Below are 14658 nucleotides of genomic sequence, written 5' to 3' on the forward strand. Positions count from 1 at the left end.
AGCTTGCGCTTGGAGTCTGGCAGGCCGGCAAAATTCCTTTGCGGGTGTTAATCGGGCGGCATTCTACCATGCGCTTTTTCAGTCAGCACAGGCGCTTATAGGCGTTTATGCAAGTAAGGTCGCGGCTGTTATCGACTAAAGGCTGACTAAAAACTGTCAACAATGTTATCGGTATGTTTGACATTGTTAGGCGCCATGGTTAGTTTTGAGGCGGTTAATTTAAATAGTGTCGACAATATGCTTGATGTGATTGAGCCGCCCCAGTCCAGCCAGGAAGATTCTGAAACCCTCTCCGAGCAGGTTTTTCGGCGTATACAGGCCGCGATCGTCAAAGGTGAGATTGCCCCCGGCAGCAAGATCTCCGAGCCGGAGCTGGCGCGCACCTATGGCATCAGCCGTGGGCCGCTGCGTGAAGCGATTCACCGCCTTGAAGGTCAGCGTTTGCTGGTACGCATTCCGCACGTCGGCGCGCGGGTGGTGTCGCTCAGTCACGCTGAGCTGATTGAACTCTACGAAATTCGCGAGTCCCTAGAAGGCATGGCCTGTCGACTGGCGGCCGAGCGCATGAGCGCCGCAGAAATCGACGAGCTGCGTCGGGTGCTGGACCTGCATGAGCAGGACGCGGCCTTCAAGGCCGGCGTCGGCTACTACCAGCAGGAAGGCGATTTTGATTTTCACTACCGGATCATCCAAGGCAGCGGCAACAAGACCCTGACCCAGATGCTCTGTGGTGAGCTTTATCAGTTGGTGCGCATGTACCGCCTGCAGTTTTCTGCAACGCCCAATCGCCCGCGGCAGGCGTTTGCCGAGCACCACCGTATTCTCGATGCCATTGCCGAGCGTGATGGTGAGCTGGCCGAGTTATTGATGCGCCGCCATATCGGCGCCTCCAAACGTAATATTGAGCGCCACTTTGCTATCAGCAAAGGGCAGGGCGCACCCACCCAAACAGCCAAAACCCGAGGTGAGTCATGAGCATGAAAAGTCCCGGTCAGCGTTTCCGCGATGCGGTTGCCGAAGAGCATCCGCTGCAAGTCATCGGCGCCATCAATGCCAACCATGCATTGCTGGCCAAGCGTGCCGGTTTCAAGGCGATCTACCTGTCTGGTGGTGGTGTGGCGGCGGGTTCACTCGGCTTGCCGGACTTAGGTATCACCGGCCTGGATGATGTGCTCACCGATGTACGGCGTATTACCGATGTCTGCGACTTGCCGCTGTTGGTTGATGTAGACACCGGTTTTGGCAGCTCGGCCTTTAACGTCGCGCGTACGGTCAAATCGATGATCAAGTTTGGCGCCGCCGCGATTCATATCGAAGACCAGGTCGGTGCCAAGCGTTGCGGCCATCGCCCTAATAAGGAAATCGTTTCCCAGCAGGAAATGGTCGACCGCATTAAGGCCGCCGTTGATGCACGCACCGACGACAGCTTCGTGATCATGGCGCGCACCGATGCGCTGGCGGTTGAAGGCCTGAACTCGGCGCTGGACCGCGCCGCCGCCTGTGTCGAGGCCGGTGCCGACATGATCTTCCCCGAAGCGATCACCGAGCTGGCGATGTACAAGACCTTCGCCGATCGGGTTAAGGCCCCGATTCTGGCCAACATCACCGAGTTTGGTGCCACGCCGCTGTACACCACTGAAGAGCTGGCCTCGGTGGATGTCGGCCTGGTGCTGTACCCGCTGTCGGCTTTCCGCGCGATGAACAAGGCAGCTGAAAACGTCTACATGGCCGTGCGCCGCGATGGCACGCAGAAGAATGTGGTCGACACCATGCAAACGCGTATGGAGCTCTACGATCGCATCAACTACCACGCGTTCGAGCAGAGTCTGGATGCGTTGTTCGCCGCCAAGAAATAACCGGAATGCAGGCCAGCGCGCCTGCCAATAAAAAGAACCACCCGACCGGATCGGATGAGGAGATAGAAGCGATGAGTGCGACCCCAGAAACCACCACCCCGGGCTTCAAGCCGAAGAAGTCCGTGGCACTGAGCGGCACCGCCGCCGGTAATACCGCCCTGTGCACCGTTGGCCGTACCGGTAACGACCTGCATTACCGTGGCTATGATGTGCTCGATTTTGCCAATCGCTGCGACTTCGAAGAAATCGCTCACCTGCTGGTGCACGGCAAACTGCCTAACGTCGCTGAACTGGCAGGCTACAAAGCCAAACTCAAGGCTCTGCGTGGCCTGCCGGCAAGCCTCAAAGTCAGCCTTGAGCAGCTGCCGCCGTCGGCGCACCCGATGGACGTGATGCGTACCGCCGTATCTGTGTTGGGCTGTGTGTCGCCGGAGAAAGACGACCACAACCACCCGGGTGCCCGTGATATTGCCGACAAGCTGATGGCTTCCTTGGGCAGCGCGCTGCTGTATTGGTACCACTTTAGCCACAACGGCAAGCGCATCGAGGTGGAAACCGACGATGACTCCATTGGCGGCCATTTCCTGCACCTGTTGCACGGTGAAAAGCCGCGCGAGTCCTGGGTGCGTGCCATGCACACCTCACTCAATCTGTATGCCGAGCATGAGTTCAATGCCTCGACCTTCACCTCGCGGGTAATCGCCGGCACCGGTTCGGACATGTACTCGTGCATCGCCGGCGGTATTGGCGCGCTGCGGGGGCCGAAGCACGGCGGCGCCAACGAAGTGGCGTTTGAAATTCAGAAGCGCTACGACAATCCGGATGAGGCCGAGGCTGATATCCGTGCGCGCGTCGAGAAGAAGGAAGTGGTGATCGGCTTCGGTCACCCGGTCTACACCGTCAGCGATCCACGTAACAAGGTGATCAAGGACGTTGCGCGCGAGCTGTCTGCCGAGCAGGGCAACATGAAGATGTACGACATTGCCGAGCGCCTGGAATCGACCATGTGGGAAATCAAGAAGATGTTCCCCAACCTCGATTGGTTCAGCGCCGTCAGCTACCACATGATGGGTGTGCCGACCGCGATGTTCACCCCATTGTTCGTAATCGCCCGTACCTCAGGCTGGTCCAGCCACGTGATTGAGCAGCGCATCGACGGCAAGATCATCCGCCCGAGCGCTAACTACGTTGGCCCGGAAGATCTTAAGTTTGTGCCGCTCAAGGAGCGTCCATAACCATGACCATTACCCTCAACAGCCAGCACCGTAAGCCGTTGCCCGGCACCGTGTTGGACTACTTCGACACCCGCGAGGCGGTGGATGCCATCGCCCCGGGTGCCTACGCCAAGCTGCCGTATAGCTCGCGCGTGCTGGCCGAGCAGTTGGTGCGGCGCTGTGATCCGGCGATCTTGACTGAGTCGCTGAAGCAGCTGATTGAACGCAAGCGCGACCTGGATTTCCCCTGGTACCCGGCTCGCGTGGTATGCCACGACATTCTTGGCCAGACCGCGCTGGTCGACCTGGCTGGCCTGCGTGATGCGATTGCCGAGCAGGGCGGTGACCCGGCCAAGGTCAACCCGGTGGTGCCCACCCAGTTGATCGTCGATCACTCGCTGGCGGTGGAAGCGCCGGGTTTCGACCCGGATGCGTTCGATAAGAACCGCGCCATCGAGGACCGTCGCAACGAAGACCGCTTCCACTTTATCGAGTGGACCAAGACCGCATTCAAGAACGTCGACGTGATCCCTGCCGGCAACGGCATCATGCACCAGATCAACCTGGAGAAAATGAGCCCGGTGATTCAGGCGCGTGGTGGCGTGGCCTTCCCAGACACCTGTGTCGGTACGGACAGTCACACTCCGCATGTTGATGCCCTGGGCGTAATCGCAGTAGGTGTGGGTGGTCTGGAAGCCGAGACGGTGATGCTGGGTCGCGCCTCGATGATGCGTCTGCCCGATATCGTCGGCGTCGAGCTGACCGGCAAGCGCCAGCCCGGTATTACCGCCACGGATATCGTCCTGGCCATCACCGAGTTCCTGCGTGCTGAGCGCGTGGTCGGTGCCTGGGTTGAGTTCTTCGGTGAGGGCGCCAACAGCCTGACCATCGGCGATCGCGCTACTATCTCCAACATGTGTCCGGAATACGGTGCCACTGCCTCGATGTTCTACATCGACCAGCAGACCATCGACTACCTCAAACTCACCGGCCGCGAGCCGGAGCAAGTGGCGCTGGTTGAGCATTACGCCAAGACCACGGGGCTGTGGGCTGATGCGCTGGTCACCGCCGAATACGAGCGGGTGCTCAGCTTTGACCTGTCGTCTGTGGTGCGCAATATGGCCGGCCCGAGCAATCCGCATCGCCGCCTGCCAACCTCGGCGCTGCACGAGCGCGGCATTGCTGACGAAGCCAAGCTGGCATCCGGCAAAGTCGAAGAAGCTGACGGTTTGATGCCCGACGGCGCGGTGATCATCGCGGCCATCACCAGTTGCACCAACACCTCCAACCCGCGCAACGTGGTGGCCGCTGGCTTGCTGGCGAAAAAGGCCAATGCACTCGGCTTGCTGCGCAAGCCTTGGGTTAAAACCTCATTCGCGCCAGGCTCGAAAGTCGCCAAGCTGTATCTGGAGGACGCAGGCCTGCTGTCCGAGTTGGAGCAGCTCGGTTTCGGCATTGTTGGCTACGCCTGCACCACCTGTAACGGCATGTCCGGCGCGCTGGACCCGGTGATCCAGCAGGAAATCATCGACCGCGATCTTTACGCCACCGCCGTGTTGAGCGGTAACCGCAACTTCGACGGGCGCATCCATCCTTACGCCAAGCAGGCGTTCCTTGCTTCGCCGCCGTTGGTGGTGGCGTATGCCATTGCCGGCACCATGCGCTTTGATATTGAGCAAGACGTGCTCGGGCATGACCAGCAGGGCAACCCGGTCACGCTGAAGGATTTGTGGCCGAGCGATGAAGAGATCGACGCCATCGTCGCGGCCAGCGTCAAGCCGGAGCAGTTCCGTCAGGTTTACATCCCGATGTTTGACCTGGGTACTGTGCAGGAGGCCGAAAGCCCGTTGTATGACTGGCGCCCGATGTCGACCTACATTCGTCGTCCGCCGTATTGGGAAGGCGCGCTGGCTGGTGAACGCACGCTCAAGGGCATGCTGCCGTTGGCGGTGCTGCCGGACAACATCACCACCGACCACCTGTCGCCCTCCAACGCCATTCTGCTGAACTCGGCAGCGGGTGAGTACCTGCACAAAATGGGCTTGCCGGAAGAGGACTTCAACTCTTACGCCACCCACCGCGGCGATCACCTGACCGCGCAGCGCGCCACGTTCGCCAACCCGCAACTGGTCAACGAAATGGCCGTGGTGGATGGGCAGGTGAAGAAGGGTTCGCTGGCGCGGGTCGAGCCGGAAGGCCAGGTCATGCGCATGTGGGAAGCCATCGAAACCTATATGGGGCGCAAGCAGAACCTGATCATCATTGCTGGTGCCGACTATGGCCAGGGCAGCTCGCGTGACTGGGCCGCCAAGGGGCCACGCTTGGCTGGTGTTGAGGTGATTGCTGCCGAAGGTTTCGAGCGTATTCACCGCACTAACTTGATCGGCATGGGCGTGCTACCGCTGGAGTTCAAGCCAGGCACTACACGCTTGACCCTGGGTATCGACGGCACTGAAGTGTATGACGTGATCGGTGAGCGCAAACCGCGCGCAACCATGACGCTGGTGATCACACGTCGCAATGGCGAGCGCGTTGAAGTGCCGATGACCTGTCGCCTGGACAGCAACGAAGAAGTGCTGATCTACGAGGCGGGCGGTGTGCTGCAACGCTTTGCTCAGGACTTCCTGGAGTCGTCTAAGGGCTGATTGACCACCGGGGCGTTAACGCCCCGGTCTTTCGTAGGGTGGGTCACGCTGTATCGATCTGCCCTGACCGCGTGTGCGGTGGATGGAAAAACACTATCCACCCTAGGGTTTATAAGGCCAGGTAATCACCATGTCTCAGTTACCCCAGATCAAAATCCCCGCCACCTATATGCGTGGCGGTACCAGTAAGGGCGTGTTCTTCCGCCTGCAAGACCTGCCGCAGAGCTGCCAAGTGCCAGGAGCGGCGCGCGATAAGCTGTTTATGCGGGTGATTGGTAGCCCCGATCCTTATGCGGCGCAGATTGATGGCATGGGCGGGGCGACATCCTCGACGTCAAAATGCGTGATTCTGTCGAAGAGCAGCCAGCCGGATCACGATGTCGACTACCTCTACGGCCAGGTGTCGATCGACAAGGCCTTCGTCGATTGGAGCGGTAACTGCGGCAACCTGTCCACGGGCGCTGGCGCGTTTGCCCTGCATGCCGGCTTGGTTGACCCGTCGCGCATCCCACAGAGCGGTATGTGTGAGGTGCGTATCTGGCAGGCCAATATCCAGAAAACCATCATTGCCCACGTGCCGATAAGCAATGGTCAGGTGCAGGAAACCGGCGACTTCGAGCTGGACGGGGTGACCTTTCCCGCTGCCGAGATTGTGCTGGAGTTCCTTGATCCGTCTGACGACGGTGAGGAGGGCGGCTCAATGTTCCCCACTGGCAACCTGATCGATGATCTGGAGGTGCCGGGAGTCGGGACCTTCAAGGCGACCATGATTACGGCCGGTATCCCCACGGTGTTCGTCAATGCAGAAGACATTGGCTACAGCGGCAGCGAGCTGCGTGAGCAGATCAACGGTGATCCGGAGCAACTGGCGCGCTTCGAGAAGATTCGTGTGGCAGGTGCCTTGCGCATGGGCCTGATCAAAACTGCAGAAGAAGCGGCTACCCGGCAGCACACGCCGAAGATCGCCTTCGTCGCCAAGCCCAAGGATTACCTCTCGTCCAGCGGCAAAACCGTGCAGGCTGCTGATATCGACTTGCTGGTGCGCGCGCTGTCGATGGGCAAGCTGCACCACGCGATGATGGGCACCTGTGCGGTGGCCATCGGTACGGCGGCGGCGATTCCGGGCACGCTGGTTAATTTGGCTGCGGGTGGCAGTGCACGCGAAGCGGTACGCTTTGGTCACCCTTCCGGCACGTTGCGCGTTGGCGCTCAGGCGGCTCTGGTGGACGGTCAGTGGACGGTCACCAAGGCGATTATGTCGCGCAGCGCACGGATTCTGATGGAAGGTTGGGTGCGTGTTCCCGGTGACTCGATCTAAAATAGCAACCTGAGAAAAGGCTCGAAGTTGTCGAGCCTTTTTCCTTTATATCAATAAGTTAGACTGCTTACTTAAAGCGGCGCTCAACACCTTTTTCCACCAGAATCTTGGCCGATATTTCTTCTACCGAGAAATGCGTGGAATTGATGAAGTTGATGTTTTCGCGGCGGAACAGGTTTTCCACTTCGCGCACTTCAAATTCGCACTGGGCATAACTGGCGTAGCGGCTGTTGGGTTTACGCTCGTTGCGAATGGCGGTAAGGCGATCCGGGTCGATGGTCAGGCCGAACAGCTTGTCTTTGTACTTTTTCAAGGCCGGCGACAGTTGTAACCGCTCCATGTCGTCTTCGGTCAGTGGGTAGTTGGCGGCGCGAATGCCATATTGCATGGCCATATACAGGCAGGTTGGGGTTTTACCGCAGCGTGATACACCGACCAGGATCAAATCAGCCTTGTCGTAGTAGTGAGTGCGTGCACCGTCGTCGTTATCCAGGGCGAAGTTGACCGCTTCAATACGCTCCATGTAGTTGGAGTTGTGGCCGATGGAGTGTGACTTGCCGACGGAATAAGAGGAATGTGAGGTCAGTTCCTGTTCCAGAGGGGCCAGAAAACTCGAGAAGATATCGATCATAAAACCTTCGGACTCAGCCAGGATGTCGCGTATGTCCTGATTGACGATGGTGTCGAAAATGATCGGTCTAGAGCCGTCCTTCTCGGCTGCGCTGTTGATTTGTTGTACCATTGCGCGCGCTTTTTCCACGCTATCGATGTAGGGTCGCGTGAGTTTGGTGAAGTCGATAGTTTCAAATTGGGCTAGCAGACTTTGGCCCAGGGTTTCGGCAGTGATGCCGGTGCCATCGGAGATGAAAAAAGCGGTTCGTTTCATTTGTGCCATGGGCCTTAAGCTGAGGACGAATCTTGGCTATCATAGGCCCGCCTTTGCAGGGCCGATCTGGCCGGCATTGTTACTTATTTTCCAGGGCCAGGCCACAATCGTGCGGGCATGTATGCCGGCGAGTTTCCCCAGCCCCTTGAGCTTTTCCAACACCTTAGTGGAGAGATCACCTTGGTAGAGTACGTAGTTTCCCTCGATAAGCTCGGCAATCACGATGTTGAGCACGTAGGGGGCAAGAACGCCTCCCTGGGCGAGATGATCAGCAACCTTGCTGGTGCCGGTGTTTCAGTGCCCGGTGGTTTCGCCACAACAGCCCAGGCTTACCGGGACTTTCTCGAGCAGAGCGGCCTGAACGCGCAGATTCATGCGGCCCTTGATACCCTTGATGTTGATGACGTCAACACCTTGGCTAAGACTGGCGCGCAGATCCGCCAGTGGGTCATGGATGCACCGTTCCCCGCCGAGTTGGACAAGCAGATTCGGATTGCCTTCGCCGAAATGGCCGGTGGCAACGACAACATGGCCGTCGCCGTGCGTTCCTCGGCCACCGCCGAAGACCTGCCAGACGCTTCGTTTGCCGGACAGCAAGAAACCTTCCTGAACATCCGTGGCGTGGACAATGTGATCCGCGCTGCTAAAGAGGTATTTGCCTCGCTGTTCAACGACCGCGCCATCGCTTACCGCGTGCACCAGGGCTTTGATCATAAATTGGTCGCCCTGTCTGCTGGCGTGCAGCGCATGGTGCGCTCGGAAACCGGTACTGCCGGGGTGATGTTCACCTTGGATACCGAGTCCGGCTTCCGTGACGTGGTGTTTATTACCGGCGCTTATGGCCTCGGTGAAACCGTAGTGCAGGGCGCTGTGAACCCGGATGAGTTCTACGTGCACAAGCAGACCCTGGAAGCCGGTCGCCCAGCGATTCTGCGTCGCAACCTGGGCAGCAAAGCCATCAAAATGATCTATGGCGACGAAGCCAAGGCCGGTAAGTCGGTCAAGGTGGTCGACGTTGATCGCGCCGAACGTGCGCGCTTCTGCCTGAGCGATGCTGAGGTCAGCGAGCTGGCCAAACAAGCCATGATCATCGAGAAGCACTACGGTCGTCCGATGGATATCGAATGGGCTAAAGACGGCGACGACGGAAAGCTTTACATCGTGCAAGCACGCCCTGAAACCGTGAAGAGCCGCTCTAACATCAATGTGATGGAGCGTTACCTGCTCAAGGAAACCGGCACTGTGCTGGTTGAGGGGCGCGCGATCGGTCAGAAGATTGGTGCGGGTCGCGTACGGGTGATCCATGACGTTTCTGAGATGGACAAGGTCCAGCCAGGCGACGTATTGGTTTCCGACATGACCGACCCAGACTGGGAGCCGGTGATGAAGCGCGCCAGCGCCATTGTCACCAACCGTGGCGGGCGTACCTGTCACGCCGCAATCATCGCTCGCGAACTGGGTATTCCTGCAGTCGTCGGCTGCGGCAATGCCACCCAGGTGCTGAAAGACGGCATGGGTGTGACAGTTTCCTGCGCTGAAGGCGACACCGGCTTTATTTTTGAAGGCGAGCTGGGCTTCGACATTCGTAAGAACTCGGTCGATGCCATGCCTGAACTGCCGTTCAAAATCATGATGAACGTCGGTAATCCGGACCGTGCCTTCGATTTCGCCCAGCTGCCCAACGAAGGTGTAGGCCTGGCGCGTCTGGAATTCATCATCAACCGCATGATTGGTGTGCACCCCAAAGCGCTGCTGAACTTTGCCGGCCTGCCGCCGGAGATCAAAGAAAGCGTCGAGAAGCGCATTGCTGGTTACGACGATCCGGTCAATTTCTATGTCGAGAAGCTGGTCGAAGGTATCAGTACTCTGGCTGCAGCGTTCTGGCCGAAGAAAGTCATCGTGCGTCTGTCGGACTTCAAGTCCAACGAATACGCCAACCTGATCGGCGGCAAGCTCTACGAGCCAGAAGAAGAAAACCCGATGCTGGGCTTCCGCGGTGCTTCGCGTTATATCAGCGAGTCGTTCCGTGATTGCTTCGAACTCGAATGCCGCGCGTTGAAGAAAGTGCGCAATGAAATGGGCCTGACCAACGTCGAGATCATGGTGCCGTTCGTGCGTACCCTCGGTGAGGCCAGTCAAGTGGTTGATCTGCTGGCTGCCAACGGTCTGGCCCGTGGTCAGGATGGCTTGAAGGTCATCATGATGTGCGAACTGCCGTCCAACGCGATTCTGGCTGAAGAGTTCCTTGAGTTCTTCGATGGTTTCTCCATTGGCTCCAATGACCTGACCCAGCTTACGCTGGGGCTGGACCGCGATTCGGGCATCGTCGCTCACCTGTTCGATGAGCGTAATCCGGCCGTTAAGAAGCTGCTGAGCAACGCTATCCAGGCCTGTAATAAGGCCGGCAAGTACATCGGCATCTGTGGTCAGGGCCCTTCGGACCACCCGGATCTGGCGCGCTGGTTGATGGAGCAGGGCATCGAAAGCGTATCGTTGAACCCGGATTCGGTGCTCGATACCTGGTTCTTCCTGGCCGAAGGTCAGCAATCGGCCTGATGACACGTTAACGTTATATTCAAGGGCGGGTTGATCCCGCCCTTTTTTGTGTTCAGCACATCCATGTGCTTCACCTCTCCGGGGCTTGTGCGCAACAACGCTGCTGGCGTTTTTGTGGTCGGCCATCGTGGCGACCCTTAGGGCCGTCGCCTGCGACGTGAAAAATTGCGCCCGACAATTGGCTTGTACCAGAGCGTAAACAGATGCAAAGCAGCAGTGAGCTTTTTCCCGTCGCCTTGATCAGCGCGGAACTCCGTGGCGATTTGAGTGAAGACATTTATCGCCTCAAGCCCGGTAACAGTCCGGATAGAAGTGTTGAACTGGCGCTGACGCGTCTGGGTCGTGCAGGTTGTGAGCACACTCGCGGCGTGCCGGTGATTCTGATTCCCGGGAGCTTTTCCAACCGGCGCTTCTGGTTCTCACCCAAGGGTATTGGGCTGGGCGCTTATCTGGCCCGTTCAGGTTTTGATGTGTGGATAGCCGAGATGCGTGGGCACGGCTTATCGCCGCGTAACCGCGACTATTCGCGCAACACCGTCAGTGATTACGTGCGTTATGACCTGCCGGCAATCGCTGACTTTATCCATGAGCTAAACCCGCAGAAGGCCCACTGGCTGGGGCACTCTCTGGGCGGGATTATTCTTGCTGGGGCGTTGGGCGGACATTATCTGGATGAGGCAAAAATCGCTTCCAGTGCGTTGTTCGGCAGTCAGATCAGTCGCGTTTATTGGCCGTTGAAGCTGCCACCGCTGGAGTGGACCGCGCGGCTGCTGCTCAAGCGCTTCTCGGTGCTTTCCGGCGCTCGGCTTAAGCGCGGCCCGGAAGATGAACCGATTGGCCTGGTCGTCGAGAGCTTGCGCTGGCATGGCCTTTTTGGCCGTTTTGGTGATGCCAAGCGCAACTGGTGGGCCGGGTTGGCAGAGGTGCGGGTGCCGGTTCTGGCCGTGGCTGCGGCAGGGGACAGGCAGGATCCGGCCTGGGCGTGCGAAAAGTTACTCAAGCAGTTCGGTTCGCCCGTGAGTGAGTTTATCTGCCTGGGTAAAAAGCAGGGTTTCAGCAGCGACTTCGGCCATGTTGAAATGCTCATCAGTAAAGAAGCGCAGCGTGAGGTGTGGCCCTTGCTTGAGCAATGGTTGCAACGAAGTCCGCAAATGTCTGCCGAGCTGGAGCGTAGTGAATTAGAAGGCGCTGCAACTGCTGGCGTCGAGTAGCGGGCGGGTCTTGTGTTTCAGTCGTGATACACCCGCGTTATGTGTGTTGCGTTTGAGCCTTGGCTCAAGCGGCGGCTGACCCCGGTAGGCGGCTGCGTTTATGGCGCGAGTAGCGGCAGGGAGCCTAATTGCGGTTGACCTGGACAGTTGTCGCGCGTTGAATGCGCCCTTTGTCAGCCGGCGTATTGGCCTGTGGTTTATGATGCAAAACGGGTCGGGATCGACCTGTCAGCGCCCCTCACATTCTCCAAGGAGCTTTGCCATGTATTACATCACCCCCGATCTGTGCGATGCCTACCCGGAACTGGTCCAGGTGGTTGAGCCGATGTTCAGCAACTTTGGTGGCCGCGATTCCTTTGGTGGCGAAATTGTCACCATCAAATGCTTCGAGGACAACTCGCTGGTCAAGGAGCAGGTTGAGCAGCCGGGTAAGGGCAAGGTTATGGTGGTCGACGGTGGCGCTTCCATGCGCCGCGCGCTCCTCGGTGACATGCTCGCCGAGAAAGCCGCGAAGAATGGCTGGGAAGGCATTGTGATTTACGGCTGCGTACGGGATGTCGACGTGCTGGCGCAGACCGATCTGGGCATTCAGGCCCTGGCCAGCCATCCGATGAAAACCGATAAGCGCGGTATCGGCGACCTCAACGTCGCGGTCACCTTTGGTGGTGTGACCTTCCGTCCGGGTGAGTTTATCTATGCCGACAACAATGGCGTGATCATCTCGCCGTCTGCCCTACAGATGCCGGAGTAACCAACTTGCAGGAAACCGTCATGCACGAAGGTGAAAACGCTCAGTGGGGCTTGGTGCATGCCTTTGTCCTCAATGGCCAGGGCGGTGCTCGTAGCATCGCTCGGGATGAGTTGCCTGGGATGGTGCTGGCTGAGCAGGAAAGCCTCTGGCTGCACTGGGATCGCGGTCATCCGCAGACGCATGCCTGGTTGCGCGCCGAAAGTGGCTTGAGTGAGTTCTGCTGTGACCTGCTGCTTGAGGAGAACACGCGGCCGCGACTGCTGGCGCTGCCTGAGCAGCAACTGCTGCTGTTTTTGCGTGGCTTGAATCTCAATCCGGGGGCTGAGCCCGAAGACATGGTTTCTGTGCGTATCTTTGCCGATACCCAGCGGGCCATTTCTTTGCGTTTACGACCGTTGCGGGCCACTGAGGCGTTGATTGAAGACCTACTGGCGGGTCGCGGGCCGAAAACCTCGGCCGAACTGATCCTCAGCATGGCGCATTACCTGACCGATAAAGTTGAGTTGTTGGTGGGCGAGCTGTCGGAGCAGATCGATGATCTGGAAGAGTCCGCCGATGCCGAAGCCAGTGAGGCGCCGGATCATTCCACGCTGCTGCAGATACGTCGCCGTGCGGCCAGTTTGCGGCGTTTCCTGGCGCCGCAGCGTGATATCTATGCTCAGCTGACCGCTAGTGCCCAGGCTTGGTTTGTTGAGGGGGATGGCGGTTATTGGAATGAGCTGAACAACCGCCTGACCCGTTACCTGGAAGAGCTTGAGCTCAGCCGTGAGCGGGTCAGCCTGCTGCTGGAAGCGGAAAATCGGCGCATGGATGAGCGGATGAACCACACCATGTACCGTTTCGGCATCATCACCGGGATCTTCTTGCCGATGAGTTTCCTTACCGGCTTGCTCGGGATTAATGTCGGCGGTATTCCCGGCTCAGAAAGCCCGCATGGTTTTCTTCTGGCCTGTTCGCTGATGGCAGTGGTGGCGCTGGTGCAGTGGCTGCTGTTTCGTCGCTTGCGCTGGATCTGATGTGACCTGCTCGGTACTGATCTCGTCTAGCCGTCACATCCTGTGAGGTGCGCCATGCACGATCCCTTTGAAGAATCATTGCGCGATTTACTTAAGTCGCCCGCCTCGAGCCATGACGATGATGCTTGTCTGCATCGCGTGTTGAAAACCGCCAACCGCCAGGTCGGTGTGGGTGATTTGTTTGCCCTGATGGGGCATTGGGCCGGCGCATTAATGATCGCGCTGAATAACGGATCGCCTCACGTTGCTCCTGTTTCGCGTCGTAAATCCTCCGAATCTTCTCTTGATAAGGCTGACTGAGCATGGAATTTACTCAAGTGCTGGTAGACGCGATGGCCAGCGTCTGGACCCCTATTGCTGCATTTATTCCGCGGCTGTTTGGCGCCATGGTGGTGGTGTTACTGGGTTTTGTGGTGGCCAAGTTTCTCGACACGCTGCTGTCCAAGCTTCTCGGTAAGATTGGTCTGGATCGTTTGATGGCCGGTACTGGTCTGACCAAGATACTCGGTCGTGCCGGTATCCAAGTGCCGGTGTCGACCCTGATCGGTAAAATCGTTTACTGGTTTGTGCTGCTGATCTTCCTGGTCACAGCGGCTGAGTCCCTTGGCCTTGAGCGTGTTTCTGCGACTCTCGATGTGCTGGCCCTGTACCTGCCGAAAGTCTTTGGTGCGGCCTTGGTGCTGCTCGCCGGTGTCTTGCTGGCACAGCTGGTCAGTGGTTTGGTGCGCGGCGCTGCGGAAGGCGTAGGCCTGGATTACGCCGGCGGCCTGGGGCGTATTGCTCAGGGCTTGGTGATCATCATCAGTATCTCGGTGGCGATCGGTCAGCTTGAGGTGAAAACCGAACTGCTTAATAACGTGATCGCCATTGTGCTGATCTCGGTAGGGCTGGCTGTCGCTCTGGCGCTGGGGCTGGGCAGTCGCGATATCGCCAGTCAGATCCTGGCTGGTATTTATGTGCGTGAATTGTATGAAGTGGGGCAACAAGTCCAGGTCGGTGCGGTCGAAGGGCAGATCGAAGAGATCGGTACGGTTAAAACCACGCTGCTGACGGAAGCTGGCGAGCTGGTTTCAGTCGCTAACCGTACCTTGCTTGATCAGCAGGTAAGCAGCCGCTAAGGCTAATCCCTGCTATTGTATGCGGCCAATCTGCAGCCTGATTTACAGGTTGCGTTGGCTTATGTCCTGACTGTCGGCCCGACTCGT

The 14658-nt window shown here is 58.4% G+C and carries 12 protein-coding genes; 11 read left to right on the forward strand and 1 reads right to left on the reverse strand.

All coding sequences use genetic code 11. The annotated features are described in order from the left end of the window. Positions 1-237: 237 nt before the first annotated feature. The 5 genes from ACEPAJ_RS09865 (at position 238) to prpF (ending at position 7033) form a co-directional block, all read left to right on the forward strand. Positions 238-975: a GntR family transcriptional regulator gene (locus tag ACEPAJ_RS09865; RefSeq protein WP_425914696.1), complete on the forward strand. Its 738-nt coding sequence runs from the start codon at positions 238-240 to the stop codon at positions 973-975. Continuing rightward, positions 972-1856: a methylisocitrate lyase gene (prpB, locus tag ACEPAJ_RS09870; protein WP_425914697.1), complete on the forward strand. Its 885-nt coding sequence runs from the start codon at positions 972-974 to the stop codon at positions 1854-1856. Before ACEPAJ_RS09865 ends, prpB begins: the two co-directional genes overlap by 4 nt. 71 nt (positions 1857-1927) lie before the next feature. Continuing rightward, the gene (gene prpC / locus ACEPAJ_RS09875) at positions 1928-3091 is read left to right on the forward strand and encodes a bifunctional 2-methylcitrate synthase/citrate synthase (protein WP_425914698.1); all 1164 of its coding nucleotides are present in this window, start codon (positions 1928-1930) and stop codon (positions 3089-3091) included. Between the two features lie 2 nt (positions 3092-3093). Continuing rightward, positions 3094-5715, forward strand: a complete 2622-nt coding sequence (acnD, locus tag ACEPAJ_RS09880; protein ID WP_425914699.1) for a Fe/S-dependent 2-methylisocitrate dehydratase AcnD — start codon at positions 3094-3096, stop codon at positions 5713-5715. Between the two features lie 130 nt (positions 5716-5845). Then, complete coding sequence (gene prpF, locus ACEPAJ_RS09885) at positions 5846-7033, forward strand: 2-methylaconitate cis-trans isomerase PrpF (RefSeq protein WP_425914700.1); 1188 nt, start codon at positions 5846-5848, stop codon at positions 7031-7033. A gap of 67 nt (positions 7034-7100) precedes the next feature. Here prpF and ppsR read toward each other — a convergent pair whose 3' ends face one another. Continuing rightward, a complete protein-coding gene (gene ppsR / locus ACEPAJ_RS09890; RefSeq protein WP_274086702.1) occupies positions 7101-7919 on the reverse strand; it encodes a posphoenolpyruvate synthetase regulatory kinase/phosphorylase PpsR in 819 nt (272 codons plus the stop codon). Between the two features lie 180 nt (positions 7920-8099). Here ppsR and ppsA point away from each other — a divergent pair, with 180 nt between their 5' ends. From ppsA to ACEPAJ_RS09920, 6 genes are all read left to right on the forward strand, one after another. Next, entirely contained in the window at positions 8100-10475 is a 2376-nt protein-coding gene (gene ppsA, locus ACEPAJ_RS09895; protein ID WP_425914701.1) for a phosphoenolpyruvate synthase, read from the forward strand. Positions 10476-10678: 203 nt separating this feature from the next. Continuing rightward, positions 10679-11686 carry an alpha/beta fold hydrolase gene (locus ACEPAJ_RS09900; protein WP_425914702.1) on the forward strand — a complete coding sequence of 336 codons (1008 nt, stop codon included), beginning with the start codon at positions 10679-10681 and terminating at the stop codon, positions 11684-11686. Between the two features lie 262 nt (positions 11687-11948). Further along, complete coding sequence (gene rraA, locus ACEPAJ_RS09905; protein WP_274086699.1) at positions 11949-12437, forward strand: ribonuclease E activity regulator RraA; 489 nt, start codon at positions 11949-11951, stop codon at positions 12435-12437. Positions 12438-12457: 20 nt separating this feature from the next. After that, on the forward strand, positions 12458-13453 hold the full coding sequence (locus ACEPAJ_RS09910) for a zinc transporter ZntB (protein WP_425914703.1): 996 nt from the start codon (positions 12458-12460) through the stop codon (positions 13451-13453). A gap of 54 nt (positions 13454-13507) precedes the next feature. Next, positions 13508-13753 carry a CrfX protein gene (locus ACEPAJ_RS09915; RefSeq protein WP_274086697.1) on the forward strand — a complete coding sequence of 82 codons (246 nt, stop codon included), beginning with the start codon at positions 13508-13510 and terminating at the stop codon, positions 13751-13753. 2 nt (positions 13754-13755) lie between these two features. Beyond that, entirely contained in the window at positions 13756-14571 is an 816-nt protein-coding gene (locus ACEPAJ_RS09920) for a mechanosensitive ion channel family protein (protein ID WP_274086696.1), read from the forward strand. The last annotated feature ends 87 nt before the right edge of the window (positions 14572-14658 follow it).

It is taken from the genome of Pseudomonas sp. GWSMS-1 (assembly GCF_049847425.1).
Lineage (GTDB): Bacteria > Pseudomonadota > Gammaproteobacteria > Pseudomonadales > Pseudomonadaceae > Aquipseudomonas.